The organism is Pseudomonas putida (genome assembly GCF_009883635.2).
Taxonomy (GTDB): Bacteria; Pseudomonadota; Gammaproteobacteria; order Pseudomonadales; family Pseudomonadaceae; genus Aquipseudomonas; species Aquipseudomonas putida_W.
The window spans coordinates 2,051,589-2,072,544 of sequence record NZ_CP026115.2; the positions used below are offsets into that span (position 1 = coordinate 2,051,589).

The 20,956-nt window shown below is 63.0% G+C and carries 19 protein-coding genes and 1 riboswitch; of the genes, 7 read left to right on the plus strand and 12 right to left on the minus strand.

Annotated elements, in window-relative coordinates; genetic code table 11:
• The 4 genes from C2H86_RS09440 to C2H86_RS09455 all read right to left on the minus strand — a co-directional run bounded on the left by C2H86_RS09440 (position 1) and on the right by C2H86_RS09455 (position 2,703).
• On the minus strand, positions 1 to 609 hold the full coding sequence (locus C2H86_RS09440) for a YqiA/YcfP family alpha/beta fold hydrolase (protein ID WP_159412343.1): 609 nt from the start codon (positions 607 to 609) through the stop codon (positions 1 to 3).
• A 144-nt stretch (positions 610 to 753) separates the two neighbouring features.
• Entirely contained in the window at positions 754 to 1,557 is an 804-nt protein-coding gene (gene cpdA / locus C2H86_RS09445) for a 3',5'-cyclic-AMP phosphodiesterase (protein WP_159412344.1), read from the minus strand.
• An 85-nt stretch (positions 1,558 to 1,642) separates the two neighbouring features.
• Positions 1,643 to 2,095: a DUF1249 domain-containing protein gene (locus C2H86_RS09450; protein WP_027920723.1), complete on the minus strand. Its 453-nt coding sequence runs from the start codon at positions 2,093 to 2,095 to the stop codon at positions 1,643 to 1,645.
• Positions 2,086 to 2,703 carry an NUDIX domain-containing protein gene (locus C2H86_RS09455; RefSeq protein ID WP_159412345.1) on the minus strand — a complete coding sequence of 206 codons (618 nt, stop codon included), beginning with the start codon at positions 2,701 to 2,703 and terminating at the stop codon, positions 2,086 to 2,088. The genes C2H86_RS09450 and C2H86_RS09455 overlap by 10 nt, the downstream gene beginning before the upstream one ends.
• Positions 2,704 to 2,888: 185 nt before the next feature.
• On the opposite strand from C2H86_RS09455, the gene C2H86_RS09460 reads away from it, so the two are divergent.
• Positions 2,889 to 3,635, plus strand: coding sequence for an RsiV family protein (locus tag C2H86_RS09460; protein WP_159412346.1), 747 nt, complete (start codon positions 2,889 to 2,891; stop codon positions 3,633 to 3,635).
• On the opposite strand, the gene cytX is transcribed toward C2H86_RS09460, so the two are convergent.
• Entirely contained in the window at positions 3,604 to 4,887 is a 1,284-nt protein-coding gene (gene cytX, locus C2H86_RS09465; RefSeq protein WP_159412347.1) for a putative hydroxymethylpyrimidine transporter CytX, read from the minus strand. The genes C2H86_RS09460 and cytX overlap by 32 nt on opposite strands.
• A gap of 151 nt (positions 4,888 to 5,038) precedes the next feature.
• Entirely contained in the window at positions 5,039 to 6,919 is a 1,881-nt protein-coding gene (gene thiC, locus C2H86_RS09470) for a phosphomethylpyrimidine synthase ThiC (protein WP_085676742.1), read from the minus strand.
• 154 nt (positions 6,920 to 7,073) lie between these two features.
• Positions 7,074 to 7,180, minus strand: a riboswitch (TPP riboswitch).
• A gap of 161 nt (positions 7,181 to 7,341) precedes the next feature.
• Here thiC and C2H86_RS09475 point away from each other — a divergent pair.
• Complete coding sequence (locus C2H86_RS09475) at positions 7,342 to 8,778, plus strand: TolC family outer membrane protein (RefSeq protein ID WP_159412348.1); 1,437 nt, start codon at positions 7,342 to 7,344, stop codon at positions 8,776 to 8,778.
• 67 nt (positions 8,779 to 8,845) lie between these two features.
• Here C2H86_RS09475 and waaA read toward each other — a convergent pair whose 3' ends face one another.
• Positions 8,846 to 10,117: a lipid IV(A) 3-deoxy-D-manno-octulosonic acid transferase gene (gene waaA / locus C2H86_RS09480; protein WP_159412349.1), complete on the minus strand. Its 1,272-nt coding sequence runs from the start codon at positions 10,115 to 10,117 to the stop codon at positions 8,846 to 8,848.
• 11 nt (positions 10,118 to 10,128) lie between these two features.
• The gene (locus C2H86_RS09485; protein ID WP_159412350.1) at positions 10,129 to 11,019 is read right to left on the minus strand and encodes a LysR family transcriptional regulator; all 891 of its coding nucleotides are present in this window, start codon (positions 11,017 to 11,019) and stop codon (positions 10,129 to 10,131) included.
• An 87-nt stretch (positions 11,020 to 11,106) separates the two neighbouring features.
• On the opposite strand from C2H86_RS09485, the gene C2H86_RS09490 reads away from it, so the two are divergent.
• The 4 genes from C2H86_RS09490 to C2H86_RS09505 are packed head-to-tail and all read left to right on the plus strand — an operon-like array spanning position 11,107 to position 14,494.
• The gene (locus C2H86_RS09490; RefSeq protein ID WP_054887895.1) at positions 11,107 to 11,439 is read left to right on the plus strand and encodes a DMT family transporter; all 333 of its coding nucleotides are present in this window, start codon (positions 11,107 to 11,109) and stop codon (positions 11,437 to 11,439) included.
• Between the two features lie 46 nt (positions 11,440 to 11,485).
• Positions 11,486 to 12,661 (plus strand): NAD(P)/FAD-dependent oxidoreductase, encoded by a 1,176-nt coding sequence (locus C2H86_RS09495; RefSeq protein WP_159412351.1) that lies wholly within the window; start codon positions 11,486 to 11,488, stop codon positions 12,659 to 12,661.
• Positions 12,658 to 13,470, plus strand: a complete 813-nt coding sequence (locus C2H86_RS09500; RefSeq protein ID WP_159412352.1) for an aldo/keto reductase — start codon at positions 12,658 to 12,660, stop codon at positions 13,468 to 13,470. The genes C2H86_RS09495 and C2H86_RS09500 overlap by 4 nt, the downstream gene beginning before the upstream one ends.
• Before the next feature lie 55 nt (positions 13,471 to 13,525).
• Complete coding sequence (locus C2H86_RS09505) at positions 13,526 to 14,494, plus strand: metal ABC transporter ATPase (RefSeq protein WP_085676736.1); 969 nt, start codon at positions 13,526 to 13,528, stop codon at positions 14,492 to 14,494.
• A gap of 34 nt (positions 14,495 to 14,528) precedes the next feature.
• Here the strand turns inward: C2H86_RS09505 and hldE are convergent, their stop codons facing one another.
• The 3 genes from hldE to C2H86_RS09520 all read right to left on the minus strand — a co-directional run bounded on the left by hldE (position 14,529) and on the right by C2H86_RS09520 (position 19,078).
• The gene (gene hldE, locus C2H86_RS09510; RefSeq protein WP_159412353.1) at positions 14,529 to 15,950 is read right to left on the minus strand and encodes a bifunctional D-glycero-beta-D-manno-heptose-7-phosphate kinase/D-glycero-beta-D-manno-heptose 1-phosphate adenylyltransferase HldE; all 1,422 of its coding nucleotides are present in this window, start codon (positions 15,948 to 15,950) and stop codon (positions 14,529 to 14,531) included.
• A 128-nt stretch (positions 15,951 to 16,078) separates the two neighbouring features.
• Positions 16,079 to 17,887, minus strand: a complete 1,809-nt coding sequence (gene msbA / locus C2H86_RS09515; RefSeq protein ID WP_159412354.1) for a lipid A export permease/ATP-binding protein MsbA — start codon at positions 17,885 to 17,887, stop codon at positions 16,079 to 16,081.
• A gap of 15 nt (positions 17,888 to 17,902) precedes the next feature.
• Positions 17,903 to 19,078, minus strand: a complete 1,176-nt coding sequence (locus tag C2H86_RS09520; protein ID WP_159412355.1) for an O-antigen ligase family protein — start codon at positions 19,076 to 19,078, stop codon at positions 17,903 to 17,905.
• Positions 19,079 to 19,179: 101 nt separating this feature from the next.
• Here C2H86_RS09520 and C2H86_RS09525 point away from each other — a divergent pair, with 101 nt between their 5' ends.
• Positions 19,180 to 19,785: a toluene tolerance protein gene (locus tag C2H86_RS09525; RefSeq protein WP_159412356.1), complete on the plus strand. Its 606-nt coding sequence runs from the start codon at positions 19,180 to 19,182 to the stop codon at positions 19,783 to 19,785.
• A 2-nt stretch (positions 19,786 to 19,787) separates the two neighbouring features.
• Here C2H86_RS09525 and C2H86_RS09530 read toward each other — a convergent pair whose 3' ends face one another.
• On the minus strand, positions 19,788 to 20,879 hold the full coding sequence (locus tag C2H86_RS09530) for a glycosyltransferase (RefSeq protein WP_159412357.1): 1,092 nt from the start codon (positions 20,877 to 20,879) through the stop codon (positions 19,788 to 19,790).
• Positions 20,880 to 20,956: the final 77 nt, after the last annotated feature.

Below are 20,956 nucleotides of genomic sequence, written 5' to 3' on the forward strand. Positions count from 1 at the left end.
TCAAAATACAGAAAAATCGAGCGCCGCATACTGCTGCCGGGCAATGCCGGCAAAGGCCAGCAGGCCTGGCAGCTGCTCGGCAAAGCCCTGGAAACTGTGGTCTCCACCGGCCTGGATGCGCAGGGCGCAAGCCCGGTAATACTGCTCGGCGTGGCGATAGTCCAGGGTTTCATCGGCGGTCTGCAGCCACACTTGATAGCGGCCCGGGTCGGTCGGCGCCGGCACTTCCAGTTCGGCCAGGGCCTGCACATGGTCCAGGGTCAGCTCCCAGGTCTCGCCAGTGTAGTGGTTGCGCTGGGCACCCAGATAACCATCGAAGCGCTTGTGCGGGGTGACTGCCGGGTTGACCAACAGGGCTTTCAACCCATGGCGCTCGGCCAGATGGGTGGCATAGTAGCCGCCGAGCGAACTGCCGACCAGCAGGGGTGCCCCGAGCTCGGCGATGGCAGCTTCGAGCTGGACCATGGCCTGGCGTGGGTGGTGGTGCAAGTCCGGGACGCGCAGCTGCTGCGACAGGCCCAGCTGCTGCATCACCGCCGCGAGCTGGCGCGCCTTGGTGGAAAGCGGCGAGCTGTTGAAGCCATGGATATAGAGGATGGAACCCGACATGCTGCCCCCGGAATCTGTGGCTTCGCGCCCGATCGAGCGGGCGCAGGGACGCGCAGTGTAGCGCGTTCGCCGGGTTTTGGCGCCGCGCCTGGGATTTAGCAACAAATTCTTCAAGAGCTGGTGCCGCTGCGTGGCCCAGGCTCTTCAATATCCCGCGCTATTGAAGTCGAGCTTCACTTCAAAATCCGTGGCCCGCTCCACCCCAGTCTCCACTCGCCCATCGGCATGCAGGCGCAGCCAGCGATACCCCGGCTGTTCTTCGCTGACCTTGAAGTCCTCGCTGCCCGCCGCGAACTGAATGCAGGTCGACGGCGTGGCCAGCAGCCTCAAGCCATCGCGCCGTTCATCCCACGCCTGGTGAATGTGCCCCCAGAGCAATGCCTTCACCTGTGGATAACCGCGCAGGCGCTGCAGCAGTTCATCGGCATTGCGCAAGCCAATCGGCGCGATCCAGGCACAACCGATGTCCACCGGCTGATGGTGACAACACACCAGGCAATGGCGCTCGCCGGCTGTCGCCAGGGCTTCGGCAAGGATCGACAACTGGTCTTGCTCGAGCAGCCCATGGGTCGCGCCCGGCACCGCCGTGTTGAGCATGACCACACGCCAGCTGCCGATGTCGGTCACTGATTGCACCAGCTCTGGCGCAACTTCCGCCATGATCTTGGCTTCATCATGGTTACCCGGCAACCAGCGAGTCGGTACTGCAAATCCACCGGTCAGCTCACGGAACGCTTCATAGGACGCGACACTACCATCCTGGGACAGATCACCCGTGCACAGCAGCAAGTCGACACGTGGCTGCTCGCGACGTACCTGGGCCACCACGTGGCGCAGGCTGTCTCGGGTATTGAGGCCCAGCAAGGTGCCCGCCGGATTGGCGAACAGGTGGGCGTCGGTCAGTTGCACCACATGCACGGGCGCAGGGGAAGGGTCTGGGTGCGGCAACGGCCGTCTCCTCGAACGGGTACTGCGCGAATTATGGCGCTGGAACGGTTGCGAGCAAACACTCGAAACCGACACAGGTCACATTTCAGCGCACACTGGCCAGTTCGTGGCCGCAGGCCAGGCAATGGCTGAGCCATTCGCCGAGGAACAGATTGAGTTGGGCCTTCTCGTCCGGCTGGTGCATGGCCTCGTTGGGGTACGGGTAAATGCTGCGCAGGCGGCGGGTATGCTCGGCGCTGACCACTTCGGCCATGCGCGCATCGTGATACACCTGCACCTCCAAGTGCGGCACCGGCAGCCAGGGCAGGCTATGTTCCTGGCGCACCCGCAAGGTGGTGGTGTATGGGCAAGCCAGGAGCACATCGAGCACCAGCACACCGAGCATCTGGTCGCCCTGGGTCATGCCGATGCGCCGCGAACTCTGGGTAGTACGCATGTCGGGCAGCAGGCGCATGAGCCGGGCATAGTTGGCCTCGCAGGCTGCTTGCAGCCCGGCCAGATCGACCCGATAACGCTCACGCAACAGGTTCACTTCCACATACCTCGAACTTCATCTTTGTTCAGCGCCAGCCATTGCAGGCCGATGATAGTCGCTGCGTTGCAGATGCGCCCATCGCGCACCGCCTGCAAGGCATCGTCGAACGACCACACGCGCACCCGGATATCTTCGCCCTCTTCTTCCAGCCCATGCAGCCCGCCAGCACCTTCGCTGGTGCAGCGGCCAAGGAACAGGTGAACATACTCGTCGCTACCGCCTGGCGAAGGGAAATAGCGGGTCATTGGCCACAACGCGCTGAAGGTGAGCCCGGCCTCTTCCTCAGCTTCACGATGGGCGACTTCTTCCGGTTGCTCGTCCTTGTCGATCAGCCCGGCGACCATCTCGATCAGCCAGGGGTTGTCGATCTTGTCGATGGCGCCGACCCGGAACTGCTCGATGAGTACCACTTCATCACGCAGCGAATCGTAGGGCAACACGCACACTGCGTCATGGCGCACGAACAGCTCTCGGCTGATCTCGCGCCCCATACCGCCAGCGAACAACTCATGGCGCAGCTGCACCTTGTCGAGCTTGTAGAAGCCCTTGAAGCAGTTGTCCCGCTTGACGATCTCGACCGCCTTGGGCACCGAATTCAACGTGTCTGACATGGAAATCCTCATTACCTCAATTACCGCATCGCGCCATCCTACTCTGCACGGTTGCCCGTTTCACCCCTTTCCGGCAACCGTTCGCGCACTCGGGACAGCACGCGTTCACTCTGTTAGCTTAGTGGCGAACTGAAGGCCGCGCAGACGGTCAAAGGCCGACTTTTCCCTGTTCTGCAAGGATCATCATGACACTTGTCAAACTGACTTCCGTGGCCGTGCTGGCACTCGCTCTGGGCGCCTGCCAGAGCCTGTTCGCGCCCAATTACCGGACTCCGCTGGAGGTCAAGCGCGATGCCTGGGAGCACGTCAAGCCCGGCTGCAGCGCAAGCGACTGCCCACTGGTGAACATAGACACCATCCACTTTCCGGCCCAGCCCAAGCTCGATGCCATCGTCGAAAAGCGCTTGCTGCAACTGACCGAAGACAATCAGCATGGCACCGCGCCAAGCACCCTGCTGGCCTACGAGCAGCAATACCTGGCCAGTGCCGACAAACGCAACAGCAGCTATCTGCAAGCCAAGGTACGCGAGCAGCATGACGGGCTGGTGATCATCGAGCTGTCCAGCTACCTCGACAGCGGCGGCGCCCACGGCATGCCGGGGCGTGGCTTCATCAACTACTCGCGCAAGCTGGACAAGGTGCTGACCCTGCAGGACATGCTGGTGCCAGGCCAGGAGGAGACCTTCTGGAAGACCGTGGAAGAGTCGCACCGTGCCTGGCTGATCAGCGTGGGCATGGACAAGGACGCCGAATTCGTCAAGACCTGGCCCTTCAAGCGCTCGCCGCACATCGCCCTGACGTACGGCGCGCTGGTGGTGAAGTACGAGGTCTACGCCATCGCGCCCTACTCCATGGGCCACGTGGAACTGAAGATCCCTTACCCACGCCTGAACGGCGTGCTCAAGCCTGAGCTGTTTCCCGGCCGCGGCTGAAGCTCAGCAGGCCATGCAGCCCACCTGCCAGCAGCAGTGCTGGCAGGGTAGCGCCCAGCTCCGGCGCCTTGGCGACGATCACATGATAGGCCGCCACACCCACTATCCAGGCCAGCAGCGCCTGCCAGTGCAAACCACCGACCTGGGTCGGCAGGCGGCGTCGACGGATTACATAGTGGTCCATCAGCACCACGCCGAACAGCGGTGCGAACACCGAGCCGATCAACAGCAGGAAGTTCTCGTACTGGGCCAGCGGAGCCAGCAAGGCAATCAGGGTGCATAGCACACCAATGGCCAATGCAAGGTGCTCGACCTTCAGTGGCAACAGCACGCCGGTGGACACGGCAGCCGAGTGAATATCGGCAAAGGCCTTTTCCGACTCGTCCAGCAGGATCAACAGCAGTGGGATGCCCATGCCGGCTCCCGCGAGTGCCAGCAGCAGCGCATTGACCTCGCCGCTGGCGGCAAAGGCCAGGGTATACGCCACGCCCAGGCTCATCAGCCAGGTGTTGCCGATGAAGTAGCCCAGCACGGTTCCGCCGAATACATGTTTGCCGTTACGGGCGAAACGCGAGTAGTCGGCGATCAACGGCAACCATGACAACGGCATCGCAATGGCAATGTCGAAGCCCACTGCCAGCGACATCGAACCATCCCCGGCGCGGTTCCACAGCTCAGCCAGGTCGGCCTTGGCGAACAGGTTCCAGGTCAGCCACAGGCACGCACCCAGCAGCAGCCAGATACCCCAGGCACGCAGCACCTTGCGCACGAACGCCAACGGCCCGCTAACCGCCAGCAAGGTGGCCAGGCCACCGAAGCACAGCGTCCAGAGCATCGGGCTGTTCCAGGCACTGTCTTCGCCGAACGCCCGAGCGCCCAGCAGGCTGGCAGCATCGCGCATGACGATGATCTCGAAGGCGCCCCAGCCCACCAGTTGCAGCAGGTTGAGCAGTGCCGGCAAGCGCGCGCCATGGCTACCCAGGCTCAACTTCAGGGTGCCCATGGCCGACAGGCCGGTGTCACTGCCGATGACCCCGGCGGCGCCGAGCAGCAGCACACCGACACCAGTGCCAAGGGCGATGGCCAGGATCGCGCCGGCCAGGCCCAGGCCAGGGGCCAGCATGGCGCCGACCTGCAGGACCATCAGGCCGATGCCGAGGGAAAACCACAGCGAGAACAGGTCACGGGCGCCGAAGATGCGCTGGTGGGTGGGGACCGGGTGGTCGGGGGAGAATTGGCTGGGTGATGTCATTGTTATGTTCACAGGAAGAATGAATGTGGCACTGACTACCCCCTTGTGGGAGCGGGCTTGCCCCGCGAAGGCGTCAGACCTGCCAAGTGCGCTGGCGCAGCTGACGCTTTCGCGGGGCAAGCCCGCTCCCACATGAGGGACGTTGGCGTTCTTACACTTTGTGGTACAGCTGGCTGCCTTCCTGGCGGAACCGCTCGGCCTGCTCGCGCATGCCTTGCTCGACCGTCACGTCCACGGCCTCGATCTTGGCCGCGTATTCACGTACTTCCTGGGTGATCTTCATCGAGCAGAACTTCGGCCCGCACATCGAGCAGAAGTGCGCGACCTTGGCCGATTCCTTCGGCAGGGTCTCGTCGTGGAATGCGCGCGCGGTGTCCGGGTCCAGGCCCAGGTTGAACTGGTCTTCCCAGCGGAATTCGAAGCGTGCCTTGGACAAGGCATTGTCACGAATCTGCGCGCCCGGATGGCCCTTGGCAAGGTCGGCGGCATGGGCGGCGATCTTGTAGGTGATGATGCCGGTCTTGACGTCATCCTTGTTCGGCAGGCCCAGGTGCTCCTTGGGCGTGACGTAGCAGAGCATGGCGCAACCGAACCAGCCGATCATCGCCGCACCAATACCGGAGGTGATGTGGTCGTAACCCGGGGCGATGTCGGTGGTCAGCGGGCCGAGGGTGTAGAACGGCGCCTCGTCGCAGCATTCCAGCTGCTTGTCCATGTTCTCCTTGATCAGTTGCATCGGCACGTGGCCGGGGCCTTCGATCATGCACTGCACATCATGCTTCCAGGCGATCTTGGTCAGCTCGCCAAGGGTTTCCAGCTCACCGAACTGGGCGGCGTCGTTGGCGTCGGCGATCGAGCCTGGGCGCAGGCCATCGCCCAGCGAGAAGCTGACGTCGTAGGCCTTCATGATTTCGCAGATCTCGTCGAAGTGCGTGTACAGGAAGTTTTCTTTGTGGTGCGCCAGGCACCACTTGGCCATGATCGAGCCACCGCGGCTGACGATACCAGTGACCCGCTTGGCGGTCAGCGGCACGTAGCGCAGCAGCACACCGGCGTGGATGGTGAAGTAGTCGACGCCCTGCTCGGCCTGTTCGATCAAGGTGTCGCGGAACAGCTCCCAGGTCAGGTCCTCGGCCACTCCGTTGACCTTTTCCAGTGCCTGGTAGATCGGCACGGTACCGATCGGCACGGGCGAGTTACGGATGATCCACTCGCGGGTTTCGTGGATGTGCTTGCCGGTGGACAGGTCCATGACGGTGTCCGAGCCCCAGCGGATGCCCCAGGTCAGCTTGGCCACTTCTTCCTCGATCGAGGAGCCCAGGGCACTGTTGCCGATGTTGCCGTTGATCTTCACCAGGAAGTTGCGGCCGATGATCATCGGCTCCACTTCCGGGTGGTTGATGTTGGCCGGGATGATCGCGCGGCCTCGGGCGATTTCCTGGCGAACGAATTCCGGGGTGATTTCTTTCGGGATGTTGGCACCGAAGCTGTGGCCGGCATGCTGCTCGTTGAGCAGACCGGCTGCGCGTGCTTCCTGCAGCTTCATGTTCTCGCGGATGGCCACGTATTCCATCTCGGCGGTGATGATGCCCTGGCGGGCGTAATGCATCTGCGAGACGTTGGCGCCAGCCTTGGCCCGGCGCGGGTTGCGCACGTGGGCGAAGCGCAGCTTGGCCAGCTCGGCATCGTTCAGGCGCTGCTGGCCGAAGTCGGAGCTCAGGCCGCCCAGGCGCTCGGTGTCACCGCGCGCGTCGATCCAGGCCGAACGCACATCGGCCAGGCCCTTGCGCACATCGATGATGACGTTGGGGTCGGTGTACGGGCCGGAGGTGTCGTAGACCAGCACCGGCGCATTGCTTTCGCCGCCAAAGTCGGTCGGGGTGTCGTCCAGGCTGATTTCGCGCATGGGCACGCGGATGTCCGGGCGCGAGCCTTCGACATAGACCTTGCGCGAACGCGGGAACGGTTGCACGGACTGCTGATCGACTTGCGCCGATTCGCTGAGGTTGATCGTTTTTTCTTGTTTGGTCATCACAGGCTCTCCAGACGGCTTCCTAGCAGTGGAATGTCGGGGTGAACCTGAAAGACGTGGACGCACCCTTGACGGGTGCAGTGCCGGACATGGGGGTGCCTGAAGCTGCATGCAGCTGCGACATTCCCGGACCTGGCACAAGAGGCTCCCCGGGAAGGCGAGCAATCTTGTTCCCTACGCAGGCGCTAACCTGATCAGGTTCAACGGGATCCGCACCTCTGCGATCTCAGCCTTTGCTTCAAGGCACCCCGACAAGAACATGCGCAGTCTAGACTGGAGTGGTCGGCAAAGCCAAGCGGGTAAAACGCAGGGGAGATGAAAGGCGCAACCTATGATTGTTGACGGGTGCGCATGGCACTACACTGGCCCGTCGCTCGATACTCAACAGTTCAGTAATTAAATTTCGTACAAGGATTGCCTCTATGCTGCGCAAACTTTCACTGGCGATAGCCGTGTCTTGTGCGTCCAACGGAGTGGTCTGGGCAGCGGACATGCCCACGACGGTAAAGACCGATCTGGTCAGTGTTTACCAGGAAGCGGTCGACAACAACGCCGATCTTGCTGCCGCCCGTGCCGATTATGGTGCCCAGAAAGAAGTGGTGCCGCAGGCCCGCGCCGGCCTGCTGCCAAACCTCTCGGCCGGTGCCGAGATGCAGAATACCCGCACCAAGCTCGACCAGCCTTCGGCGACCATCAACCGCAGCGGCAACAGCTGGAGCGCGACCCTTTCACAACCGATCTTCCGCGCCGATCGCTGGTTCCAGCTGCAGGCTGCCGAAGCGGTCAACGAGCAGGCGGCGCTGCAACTGTCGGCGACCGAGCAGAACCTGATCCTGCAGACTGCGCAGGATTACTTCACCGTACTGCGCGCCCAGGACAACCTGGCCGCAACCAAAGCCGAGGAAGCGGCTTTCAAGCGCCAGCTGGACCAGTCCAACGAACGTTTCGACGTCGGCCTCTCCGACAAGACCGACGTGCTGCAGTCCCAGGCCAGCTACGACACTGCCCGGGCCAACCGGATCGTCGCCGAGCGCCAGGTACAGGATGCCTTCGAGGCCCTGGTCACCCTGACCAACCGCGAGTACAGCTCGATCCAGGGAGTGGTCCACACACTGCCGGTGAAGGTGCCGACCCCCAACGACGCCAAGGCCTGGGTGGAAACCGCTGGTCGTCAGAACCTCAACCTGCTGGCCACCAACCATGCCGTTGCCGCCGCTGAAGAAACCCTGCGCCAGCGCAAGGCCGGCCACGCCCCGACCCTCGATGCGGTGGCCCAATACCAAAAAGGCGACAACGACAACCTGGGTTTCAGCAACTCGGCTGCACTGCCCAATGTGCATTACAGCGGTGACGTGGAGCAGACCACCGTCGGCCTGCAGCTGAACATCCCGATCTACAGCGGTGGCCTGACCAGCTCGCAGGTACGCGAGGCCTACCAGCGCCTGAGCCAAAGCGAGCAGCAACGCGAAAGCCTGCGCCGCCAGGTAGTGGAGAACACCCGCAACCTGCACCGCGCGGTGAACACCGATGTGGAGCAGGTGCAGGCGCGCAAGCAGTCGATCATTTCCAACCAGAGTGCCCTGGAAGCCACCGAGATCGGCTACCAGGTCGGTACCCGCAACATCGTCGACGTACTCGACGCCCAGCGCCAGCTGTACACCTCGGTGCGCGACTACAACAACAGCCGCTACGACTACATTATCGACAACCTGAGTTTGAAGCAGGCGGCAGGGACCTTGAGCCCGCAGGACCTGCAGGACCTCAAACAGTACCTGAAGCCGGACTACAACCCGGACAAGGACTTCCTGCCACCGGACCTTGCGGCCGCGGCTGCCAAGAACTTTGAGCGCAGGCCTTGAGATAGACACTCGCCCTGTGGGAGCGGCCTTGCCGGGGCGCTCCCACAGGATCCGCGCAAGCTCGCTTTCAGCGGATGAACTTGCCCAACCCATCCAGCAAGCGCTGCAAGGCGCCCTGATTGGCCCGCATCACCGCCCTGCCCGCCTCGCCCATGCGCTGCGCATCCTGGGGCAGCTCGATCAATCGACGCACCGCCTCGGCCAGCCCGTCGGCATCTTCGACCTGCTGCAACGCACCCGCCTCGCGCAACATCGCGCTGATCTCAAGGAAGTTGAACACATGTGGCCCCATGAGCACCGGCAAAGCCAATGCCGCAGGCTCCAGTGGGTTATGGCCGCCCGTGGCCACCAGGCTGCCACCGACAAAAGCGATGTCGGCCAGGGCGTAGAGGAACAGCAACTCACCCATGGTGTCACCCAGCAGCACCTGCGTCCGGGCATCCACCGACGTGCCGGCGGAGCGGCGCACCGTGGCGAACTGCTCGGCACACAAGGCATGCACGGCATCGAACCGCTCAGGATGACGCGGCACCAGAATCAGCAGTGCATCGCCATGTACCTGCAGCAACTGCCGGTGCGCCTGCAGGATCAAGGCATCCTCACCCTCGTGAGTGCTGGCAGCGATCCACACCGGACGCTGGTCGGCGCCCCACTGTTCGCGCAATGCCCTGGCACGAGGCGGCAAGTGCTCATCGATCTTCAGGTCGAACTTGATCGAGCCGGTCACCTGCACGCACTCGGGGCGCGCGCCCAGGTCACGGAAGCGCCGGGCCTCGGTTTCGGTCTGCACGGCGATCAGGCTCATTTCACCCAGCATCGGCCGGGTCAGCTTGGCAAAGCGCCCGTAGCCACGGGCCGAGCGCTCGGACAGGCGGGCATTGGCCAGGGCCACCGGAATGCCGCGCCTGGCGCATTGGTGGATATGGTTGGGCCACAGTTCGGTTTCCATGATGATGCCCAGGCGCGGGCGCACATGGTCGAGAAAGCGTCCGGCCGCCCATGGCAGGTCGTAGGGCAGGTAACAATGCTGGATGCGCGGCTCGTCGGCGAACATTGCGCGAATGCGCTCGGAACCGGTCGGGGTCATGCAGGTGAGCGTGATCGGCAGGTCCGGGTAAGCCTTGAGCAGCGCACGCACCATCGGTGCGGCGGCAATGCTTTCACCAACCGACACCGCATGTACCCAGATTCCGCCCTGGCGCATGGCCGGCAGGTTGCAGGCAAAGCGCTCGCCGATGCGCTGGCCGTAGGCCGGTGCCTTGCGTGCGCGCAGGTACAGGCGCAGCGCAACCAGCGGCAGGCCCAGGTGAAACAGCAAGGTATAGAGTGTTCTGTTCATGGCCGCGGAGTTTACCCGATCGCGCGCAGGTGCACCGCAAAGCGCTCGGCCAACCATTGCGCAGCCGGGCCCAGCGGCTCATCACGCCGCCAGGCCAGTTCTGCCACCAACGCGGGCGGGCGCCATTCGCTGTCGAGTTCGACCATGTGCGTCTGGTAAGTCGGGTATTGCACCACATGCCGCGGCAGCCAGGCCCAGCCCAGGCCGCGCATCAGCAGCTCGGCCATGGCGTAGAAGCTGTCGGCACGCCAGACCTGCGGGCTGATCGCTTCGCCACCCGGGTAGCCGCTTTGTTGCGGGGTGATCAGCAATTGCCGATGGCGGGCCAGCTGTTGGCGGGTGACTCGGCCTTCGCGAGCAAGTGGATGATCAACTGCACAGACCGTCACCATCTCCACACTGCCCAACGCTCGGCGCTCCAGTGATGCCGGGATGCTTTCGTGGTGGAAGAACAGCCCCAGGTCGGCGCGTCGCTCGGCCAGCTTGCGCGCTACATCCCCCTGGGCACCACTGGCCAGTTGCACCTCCAGGTATGGATAACGGCTAGCCAGTTCGTCGAGGCTGTCGATCACTGGCTGATAAGGCATCGCCTCATCCTGAGCCACCCGCAACAAGGCTTCCTGGCCACGCATCAAGGCCAGGGCACGACCATCCAGGCGTTCGCACTGGCGCAAGAGCTCTCGGGCATCTTCGAGCAACGCCGTACCGTTTTCAGTCAGTTTGGGTTGGCGTCCGCTGCTGCGCTCGAACAGCGTGACACCGAGGTCGGTTTCAAGCAGGGCGATGGCATTGCTGATGGCCGACTGTGCCTTGCGCTGTTCGCGGGCCACGGCGGAAAACGAGCGCAATTCGGCGACCCGCAGAAAGGTGCGCAGTTGTTCAAGGTTCCATTGCTCGGCCATCAACCTATCTCCAGCTCGGATAGGTAATGACTTTACCGCATTCGGGCAATCGCTAGAATGCCGAGCCAGTTACCGGAGGATCCCGTCATGAATGCCTATACCTATCTCGCCATCGCCATCTGCGCCGAAGTCATCGCCACTGCCTCCATGAAGGCGGTAAAAGGGCTGAGCACGCCGTTGCCGTTGCTGCTGATGGTGGTCGGCTACGGGATCGCCTTCTGGATGCTGACCCTGGTGGTGCGCAGCATTCCGGTAGGCATCGCCTACGCGATCTGGTCGGGCCTTGGCATCGTGCTGATCAGCGTGGCAGCGCTGGTGGTCTATGGGCAGAAGCTGGATGTACCGGCGATGCTGGGCATGGCGATGATCGTGGGTGGCGTGGTAGTGATTCAGCTGTTTTCCAAAACTGCCGGGCACTGAGGCAGCCTGTATACTTGCCAGCTGTCCCAGTCTTCGAGGTACCGCCATGCCAACCGCCATTTCCACTGACGTCCTGATCGTCGGCGCCGGGGTCGCAGGCCTCTGGCTCAATGCCCGCCTGCGTCGCCTGGGTTACTCGACAGTGCTGGTGGAGCGCGCCAGCCTCGGTGGCGAGCAGACCATCAAGTCCCAGGGCATCATCCATGGTGGTACCAAGTACGCCCTGCACGGCGCCCTGACCGGCGCCTCGGAAGCCATCGCCGACATGCCGCGACGCTGGCGCGAAGCGATCGATGGCAGCGGTGAACTGGACCTGACCCGCACCCGCCTGCTTTCCGATGCCCACTACCTGTGGTCGCCAGGCACCCTCGCCGGCAACCTGACCAGCTTCTTCGCCAGCAAGGCGGTGCGCGGCCGTGTCGATCAGGTAAAAGGCGAGCAATTGCCGCCGGCCCTGCAAGACCGTGACTTCAAAGGCAAGGTCTACCGCCTGGCGGAACTGGTAATCGATGTGCCCAGCCTGTTGGCCAACCTGGCCGAACTGGCCGGTGACAGCTTGCTCGCTGGCGAACAGGTCGAACCGCTGCGCGAGGGCGACGAACTGGTTGGCCTGCGCGTCGACGACCGTGAAATCCGCGCCCAGCGCATCGTGCTCAGCGCTGGCGCTGGCACCGAAGACTTGCTGCATGCCTTGGGCCTCAAGCAACCTGCCATGCAGACCCGCCCTTTGCACATGGTCCTGGCCAAAGGGCCAAACCTCAAGCCGCTTTATGCGCACTGCCTGGGCGGTGGGCCGAAGCCGCGCGTGACCGTGACCACCCACCCGGCCGCCGATGGCCAGTGGGTCTGGTACCTCGGCGGCGACCTGGCCGAGGCCGATGGCGTGGCCCGCGAGCCAGCCGCGCAGATCGCTGCAGCACAGAAGGAAATTGCCAGCCTGCTGCCTTGGGTCGACCAGAACCAGGTGCGCTGGGCAACCCTGCGCGTTGATCGCGCCGAGCCCGCGCAGTCCGGCCTGGTCCGCCCTGACAATGCCTTCCTCGCCGAACAACAGCGCCTGCTGGTGGGCTGGCCGACCAAACTGGCACTGGCACCGGACTTCAGTGACCGCGTACTGGCCAGCCTCGAGCGCGATGGCGTGCGCCCGGCCGCGCAGGCCGACCTTACCGGCCTGCCGCGCCCGGCCCTGGGTGTACCGGCCTGGGAGCAACTGCTGCCATGACCTTGCCAACCTTGCATGGCTTGCAGCGCCCACTAGGCAGCACCGGCTTCAAGGTCTCCCCGCTGGGCCTGGGCACGGTCAAGCTGGGCCGCGACCAGGGCGTCAAATACCCTAATGGCTTCACCATCCCCGACGATGGTGAAGCTCGTCTGCTGTTGGCCCAGGCCCGCGAGCTGGGTATCAACCTGATCGACACCGCCCCGGCCTACGGCCGCAGTGAAGAGCGCCTGGGGCCGCTACTGCGCGGCCAGCGCGATGAATGGGTGATTGTCAGCAAGGTGGGTGAAGAATTCGAAGACGGCCAGTCGAGCTTCGACTTCAGCGCCGCTCACACCCGCCGCTCGGTTGAACGCAGCCTGCGCCGCCTGGAAACTGACCGCATCGAGCTGGTGCTGGTGCACTCCGATGGCAATGACCTGGCAATCCTCGAACATGAAGAGGTCTACCAGACCCTGGCTGCACTCAAGCAGGAAGGCAAGATTCTCGGCTATGGACTTTCCGGCAAGACCGTCGCCGGCGGCCTGAAAGCGCTGGAGCAAGGCGATTGCGCCATGGTCACCTACAACCTCAACGAGCAGGCAGAACGCCCGGTGCTGGACTACGCTGCCGAACACGGCAAGGCCATTCTGGTTAAGAAGGCGTTGGCCAGCGGGCATATCTGCCTTGCCCCTGGGGTCGATCCGGTGCAAGCCAGCTTCGAGTTGCTGTTCGCCCACCCGGGGGTGAGCAGTGCTATTGTCGGCACCATCAATCCATTGCACCTGGCTCACAACGTGGCCACCGTTGCCCGCATCCTGGGCCAGCATTGAGTTGTCACCCACCCAAGATGGGCCTGGAGACTGACCCGACGCAAGGAGGAGCCTCGTGGCGCGTACGCTGATCCGAAAGAACCCGAGCAACTTCAAGACACTGCCGCTGCATGTCGAAGCCACCGCCGAGGGCCTGGTCTACCAGAGCATCGGCATGCCCCTGAACTTCGCCCAGACCCAACAACGGCGGCGCGCGATCCAGCTGGCCGACAAGCAGCGCTTTGTGGTGGAGCTGGCCAACCTGGGTGTTTCCGTACGTCTGACCCTGCACTGGCAGCACCGTGATTACTGGGTGCTGGTGAGGCAACGCCGCCAGGACCGCGGCGACGTGGTCCTGAAATTGATTTCTGGGTATGTCCCCGCCCAGGAACTCAACCTGCCGCTGCACACCGCCGTTCAGGAAGTAGCTGAAGAATGCCTGCTGGAGACCCCGGAAGGCTGGCTGAGCGGGCGTTTCAATGACACCTGGCTGCCAGCCCCCTATGCCGCCGCACTGCATTACCGTGAAGCCTTGCCCTTCGTACTGACGCCGGAGTCGGGTGCTGCCCGCCCGGTGCACTGCGGCAACCTGATGCTGCTGGAACGGCCTCGCGCCTATGTGCACTTGCCGACAGCTTCGCTGCAGCTGATCTACGACATGCGCCTGCAGGTGCCGAGGGAAGCCAAGAAGCTCAGCCTTTTCCATGTCGATGAGCGCCTGGAAGGGGATCAACTGGTGGCGCGGCTCAACCGCAAGCGACCAGATCTGTATCTGATGCCGGTACAGGATGGGCAGCCGTTGGCCGAGTTATACACCTTGAAGAAAGATGAGCTGGTGCCGGCAAGTACCCGCGGGCTGTACCTGGCCGAGAGCTTTGCCCGGCAGGAAGGCTGGGTGGTGGCCGATGAGCGGATTCGCTGGAAGGACTGGGTGAAACAGCAGGGGTTGGTGGAGCGCAAGGTGGCGCCGGCTTCGCATCTGCAACGCTTTGGCGACAAGGCGCGGGCGCTGCTGGAACGGGCCCGCACTTCACTTCACAAGTAACAAGCTGGGGTCGCTTTGCGGCCCCAGCAATCGATCAGTTCTTGCGAATCTTCTCGACGATGGCTGTGGTCGAGCTGTTTTCGACCAGCCCCAGCACCTTCACGGTACCGCCATAGCCCTTGACGATATCGGCACCCACCACCTGGTCGATACCATAGTCCCCGCCCTTGACCAGCACATCCGGCTTGACCTGGCTCAGCAGGTTTTCCGGGGTGCCTTCGGGGAAGCTGATCACCCAGTCCACCGCGCCCAGACCGGCCAGCACGGCCATGCGCCGGTCAACGCTGTTGATCGGACGACCCGGCCCCTTCAGGCGGCTGACCGACGCGTCGTCGTTGACCGCGACAATCAGCCGATCACCCTGTGCCCGCGCCTGCTCCAGGTAGGTGACATGCCCGGCATGCAGGATATCGAAGCAACCGTTGGTGAAGACGATCTTTTCTTTGTGCGCCCGCGCATCGTCGATGGCCAGCAGCAGTTGCTCCAGGCCCAGCACGCCACGCTCGGAGCCTTCCTCACGCTGGATCGCCCGGCGCAGTTCCGGGGCACTGATGGCCGCGGTCCCCAGCTTGCCGACCACGATGCCCGCAGCCAGGTTGGCCAGGGCCACGGCGTGCGGCAGGTCTTCGCCTGCGGCAATGGCAGCCGCCAGGGTCGAGATCACGGTATCGCCAGCACCGGTCACGTCGAACACTTCGCGCGCCCGGGCTGGCAGGTGCAGCGCCGGCTGACCGGTGCGCAGCAGGGTCATGCCGTGCTCGCCACGGGTCACCAGCAGCGCGCCCAGGTCCAGGTCCTGCAGCAATTGCAGGCCCTTGGCGACCAGTTCGGCCTCATCGGCGCAGCGGCCGACAATGGTCTCGAATTCGCTGAGGTTCGGGGTGATCAGGCTGGCGCCACGGTAGATGGAAAAATCCTTGCCCTTGGGATCGGCCAGCACTGGAATGCCCTTGGCACGTGCGGCCTGGATCAGGCTCTGGTGGTTCTTAAGCGCGCCCTTGCCGTAGTCGGACAGGACCAGGACCTTGACACCTTCGAGCAACGTGTCGACTTCCGTCCCCAGCGACAGCGGGTCAGTGGCGAACGGCTCTTCGAAATCGATACGCAGCAACTGCTGGTGACGGCTCATGACCCGCAGCTTGACGATGGTCGGCTGGTGCGCGATGCGCTGGAACACCGAGCGCACGCCAGCGGCCTGCAGGCTGTTGGCCAGGCTGTCGGCGGCCTCGTCCTGGCCGGTGACACCGATCAGCGAGGCTGGCGCGCCGAGGGCGGCGATGTTCAAGGCAACGTTGGCCGCGCCGCCGGGGCGATCCTCGATCTGATCGACCTTGACCACCGGCACTGGCGCTTCAGGCGAAATACGCGAAGTACCGCCATGCCAGTAGCGGTCGAGCATGACATCGCCGACCACCAGTACCGGGGCTTGATCGAAACGCGGCATGGACAACTTCATGGGCAACCCATATGGAAATAATGACAGGGGCAGGATATTAGCACAGGGTAGGCGACGGCTTTACGGCCACATACACCCTGGAAAATTCCCGTGACAATCGGGGCCGATACGGCCCCGATCAAGGCGGGTCAGGTGATATCGGCCTTGGCCGGCTCATCCAGGCCCATGGCATGCAGGCGGGCATAATGGCCATTAGCCGCAAGCAGTTCGGCATGCGTACCGCGCTCGACCAGGCGGCCCTGGTCCATCACCAGGATCAGGTCGGCCTTCTCGATGGTCGACAGGCGGTGGGCGATCACCAGCGTGGTACGACCCTGCATGACATGGTCCAAGGCGGCCTGGATATGCCGCTCGGATTCGGTATCCAGCGCCGAAGTAGCTTCGTCGAGGATCAGCAGCGGCGCATTCTTCAGCAGCGCCCGGGCAATCGCCAGACGCTGGCGCTGACCACCGGAGAGCAGCACGCCGTTCTCACCGACTTCGGTATCGAAGCCTTTTGGCAGGCGGTCGACAAACTCCTTGGCATAGGCATCTGCGGCTGCCGCTTCGATATCGGCACGCGGGGCGCCCGCCAGATCGCCATAGGCGATATTGTTGGCCACGGTATCGTTGAACAGAGTGACGTGCTGGGTCACCTGGGAAACATGGCGACGCAGGTTGCGCAGTCGATAGTTTTCGATCTCCACACCATCGAGCAGGATCTCTCCCTGGTTGTGGTGGTAGAAGCGCGGGATCAGGGCCGCCAAGGTCGACTTACCGCTGCCTGAGCGCCCGACCAGTGCAATCATCTGCCCAGGCTCGGCGACGAAGCTGATGTCGCTAAGCACTTCGCGCTCGGTACCGGGGTAGGTGAAGCTCAGGTTGCGCACTTCGAGGCGGCCTTGAACACGGTCCTTCTCGACGGTGCCGGTATCGATCTCTGGTGCTTCGTCCAGTTGCTCGAAAATGCTCTCGGCACCGGCCAGGCCCTTCTGGATGGTCGAACTGACTTCCGACAGCTGGCGGATCGGCTTGGGCAGCAGGCCCGCCGCCGTGATGTAGGCCACCAGGTCACCGGCAGTGGATTCACCGCGCAGGAACAGCACCAGGAACATCAGCGCCGCCATGGCGGTGTAGATCACCAGCTGCAGCAACGGCGTGTACAGCGAGCCGGTCTTGGTCATGTGCAGCTGCTTGTCGGTGTTGCTCTGGCTGGCGTTGGCGAAGCGCTGCTGCTCGTAGGCTTCACCGCCGAAGCTGCGGACCACCCGGTAACCCTGAATGGTCTCGGACGCGACATGCGTCACGTCGCCCATGGCGGACTGGATCTTCTTGCTCTGCTTGCGGAATTTCTTGCTGGCAACGCTGACCATCACCGCGATCACCGGCAGGATGGCAACCATCACCAGGGTCAGGTGCCAGTTCATCCACAGCAGGTAGCCGAACAGGAACACCACCGTCAGGCCTTCACGGATGACGACCTTGATCGCATCGGTGGCAGCGCCGGTGACCATGGTCACGTTGAAGGTGATCCGCGAGATCAGGTGGCCAGAGTTGTGGTTGTCGAAGTAGCGATTGGGCAGCACCAGCAGCTTGTTGAACAACTCAACGCGCAGGTCATGCACCAGGCAAAGGGAAACCTTGGCCAGGAAATAGTTGCCCAGGAACGAACCCAGGCCTTGCCACGCCGCAATCAGGATGATCAGCAGTGGCACCGCCTGCAGCAATTGCAGGTCGCGCAGGTAGGGGACATTGGGGAACAGTACCGCTTCCGGGTTGCTCAACCCGTCGACGAAATACTTGAGAATCCCGGCCAGCATGGGCTGGGTCGAGGCAAAGATCACAAAACCGACAATGCTCAGCAGGAAAATGCCGACATAAGGTTTCACGTAGCTCAGCAGCCGGAAGTAGATCTTCAGGCTGGAGCTGTGTTCCGCCGGTAGCGGTGTTTCGGCCATCATCGAGCTCGCTGTTCAGGTTGAACCGGAAATTTTACCACAGGCGTCATTTTCGGCACGTACCCATGGCAACAACATGACCAGAGCAACCGGCAGCCAACTGACGAACCACTCGGCGCGCGGCGTAGCCGTCAGGCTTGCAGCATCGAATTGCATCGCCATGGTCGAAAACACCCACAGGCCAAACAGGATCTTGCCCATCGGGGTATGCCGGGCACGTGTGATCTCACCCAGGGCAAACAGCCAGACTGCGGCCCAGAGCACCATGCCGGGCAACCCCAGTTCCAAGGCAACGTGGGTGAACATATTGTGGGAGTGATCGAACTCAAGGCCTGCAGCGCTTACCGTGTAACTGGAGCCAAGGCCCAGCCCGCCCCAGGGATGAGCAGTGATCATGTGCAGCACCGTTTCGAAGATTTGCGGGCGATACGACGCACCACGCTCAGCCAGCAGGTCATACATGAAATAGATGGCCAGGCCGAACGTGACCATCGCCATGATCGCGATCACTTGGCTGAGCCGATCACGGCACCAAAGCGGCGCGAGTAACAGGGTAAACAGCAAGGACAGCACTGCACCGCGACTCTGACTGAGCACGACGAAGGCTCCCAGGCAGGCCAGCGCTAGCAACCAACCCAGCTGGGCAAGCCGATGCCGAGGCATCTGGTACAACAGCAACAGTGCTCCGGCGGCGACCACATAGGCACCGAGAATCGGGTGCGAAATACCGCCGATACCGGCGAGCCGCCCGGTCAAAGGCATGGCCTGCTGGCCATAGAAATGCACGATCGATAGCAATGCGGCGAAAGCCAGCGCAGCAGCCCCTAGCTGCAACAAGTGCCGGACACGGGCGCTGCCGGCTTGTGCCAGCACAGGGAACGCGAGCAAGAACACGAAAATGTACAGTAAGCGCTTGGCCTCGCGGCTAGCATCTTCGGCAGCAGTCCAGGCCAGGCTGATCAGCCCCCACACCATCAGCAACATAATGCTGCCCCATAGCGCCGGTTGGCGTCGCCAGGCTTCAACCAGCACTCGCCGAGCAGGCCATGCCAGCAGCAGCATGGGTAACCACAGGAACACAACCAGACCTTGCTGATAAACCTTGTTACTAGGCGCCAGGGCGATCGCCCCGAAGAACCACACCAAACCAAAACCCAACCAGGCCTGAACCCAGTTTTTTTCGTAGACCATAGGTCCCCTCGGTCAATCAACGACACCATGCATTGGTGCTTCGGCATTATTTTCGGCATTATTGCCGGTCAATTTGCTCGCCAGATGACAAGGCTCAACTCATGCAATGCTCCCGGCTCTCCCAGCTCGACTTCGATCAGCTGATACTTGGTGCCCAGATACTCGAGGCTGACAGTCATGGCGCCAAAGTCTACCTGCTTGGCGATGGTAATTTCCTCAAGGTATTTCGCCGCAAGCGCCTTATTTCATCTGCGCTGCTGCGTCCCTACTCGCAGCGCTTCGTCGACAACGCCGCACGCCTTGCGCAACTGGGCATCCCTACCCTCGAGGTGATCAGCCAGCACAAACTCGACATACCGGGCAGAACAGCGGTGCTTTATCGCCCGTTGCCAGGACGCACCTTGTTGCAGATGTCTCGCGACGACGGCTTCAGCTGGGAACACTACCTGCCCCGCCTGATCGAGCTCATCCGCCACCTTCATCGCAGTGGCATCTATTTCCGCTCCCTGCATCTGGGCAACGTAGTCGTCACTCCTGACCAACGCCTCGGCCTGATCGACGTAGCGGACATGCGCTTCCTGCGCGCGCCACTGTCCGCCCGCATGATTCGCCGCAACGTGCAGCACATGGTGCGTTACATCGAGCGGGAGAATCTGGGTGACCGATTCCCCCTCGCCGACTTCGAAGCAGCCTTGCTGGCGCGCTGACCTCAACCGCGCAGCAGGCTGTGCGATCCATCGCAGAACGCCTGCCACGCCGCTTCCGGCGCCAGAGTCTGCCGCTGCCGGGCGGCCATCGCCAGCGCTCGAGGGACATCACAGCGCCCAATTTCCCGGGCCCAGGCTTCCACGTCGCCAACCGGCAGATAGCAGCCCGACTCCAGCAATTGCTCCCTGAACACCGGCAGGTCGCTGCAGACTACCGGTACATCCGCCATGACGGCTTCCTGCACCACCAGGCCCAGGCCTTCGGCACGCGAAGGCACCAACAGCCAGTCAAACGCTCGGTACAGTTGCTGCAAGTCAGCATGATGCCCACACAGATATACGCTACCTGCCAGGCCCCGCGCATCGATCCGCGCCTGCAGGCTTGCGCGTAGCGGGCCATCACCGACAATTGCCAGCCGCATGCCTGGCTGGTGCTCAGCCGCGTTGGCAAATGCCTCGACAAGCATCTCGAAACCTTTGCTTTCGACCAGCCGCCCCACCGCGCCGAGCAAGGGCCCAGCGGTTTGCGGTAGTGCCAGCGCCTCGCGCGCCTGCTCACGGCTGAGCAGCGGCCTGGTGAAGGCTTGCGGGTCGAACGCCATGCGCAGCGTCTGCACCGGCCGGCCAATGTCTTGCTCCAGGGATTGCGCGAGGGTGCGAGAGACCGCCGCGATGCTCAAACGCTCCGCTGGAAGCTGGTTCAACAAGTCGACATCACTGGCGGTCAGGCGGGTCATGCCATGGAACAGCACCTTGGCGCGCACCTCGGGAATCTGTCGCAGCACTGGCAACACCAGCCGTGCGACACCAACGCCGTCGAGCAGGATCACCTCGGCCCCGGCCTCCTCCAGTGCCCTGCGCAGGCGCAGTCGCAGCCAGGGACGCAACAGGCGCCACAGGTGTTTGCCCTTCAGCGCTCGCTGCGGCATGTGCCATACACGCGTGGCACCTCGCCCATGGCACAGCTCACCGCCCAGCAGCAGCCAGTTACTGATACGGGCGTCGGCTCCCGCTTGCGACAGCACCTGTTGATGAACTTTATGGATGGACATGTACGGAGAACCGCCTGCCCACATCATGTTGACGATATTCATGGGGATAGCGCCGCTCTCCCGTGCAAGCCAAGTGGGACTGCAACGTCATTGATAGAAAAAGATGATCCCATGCCGAC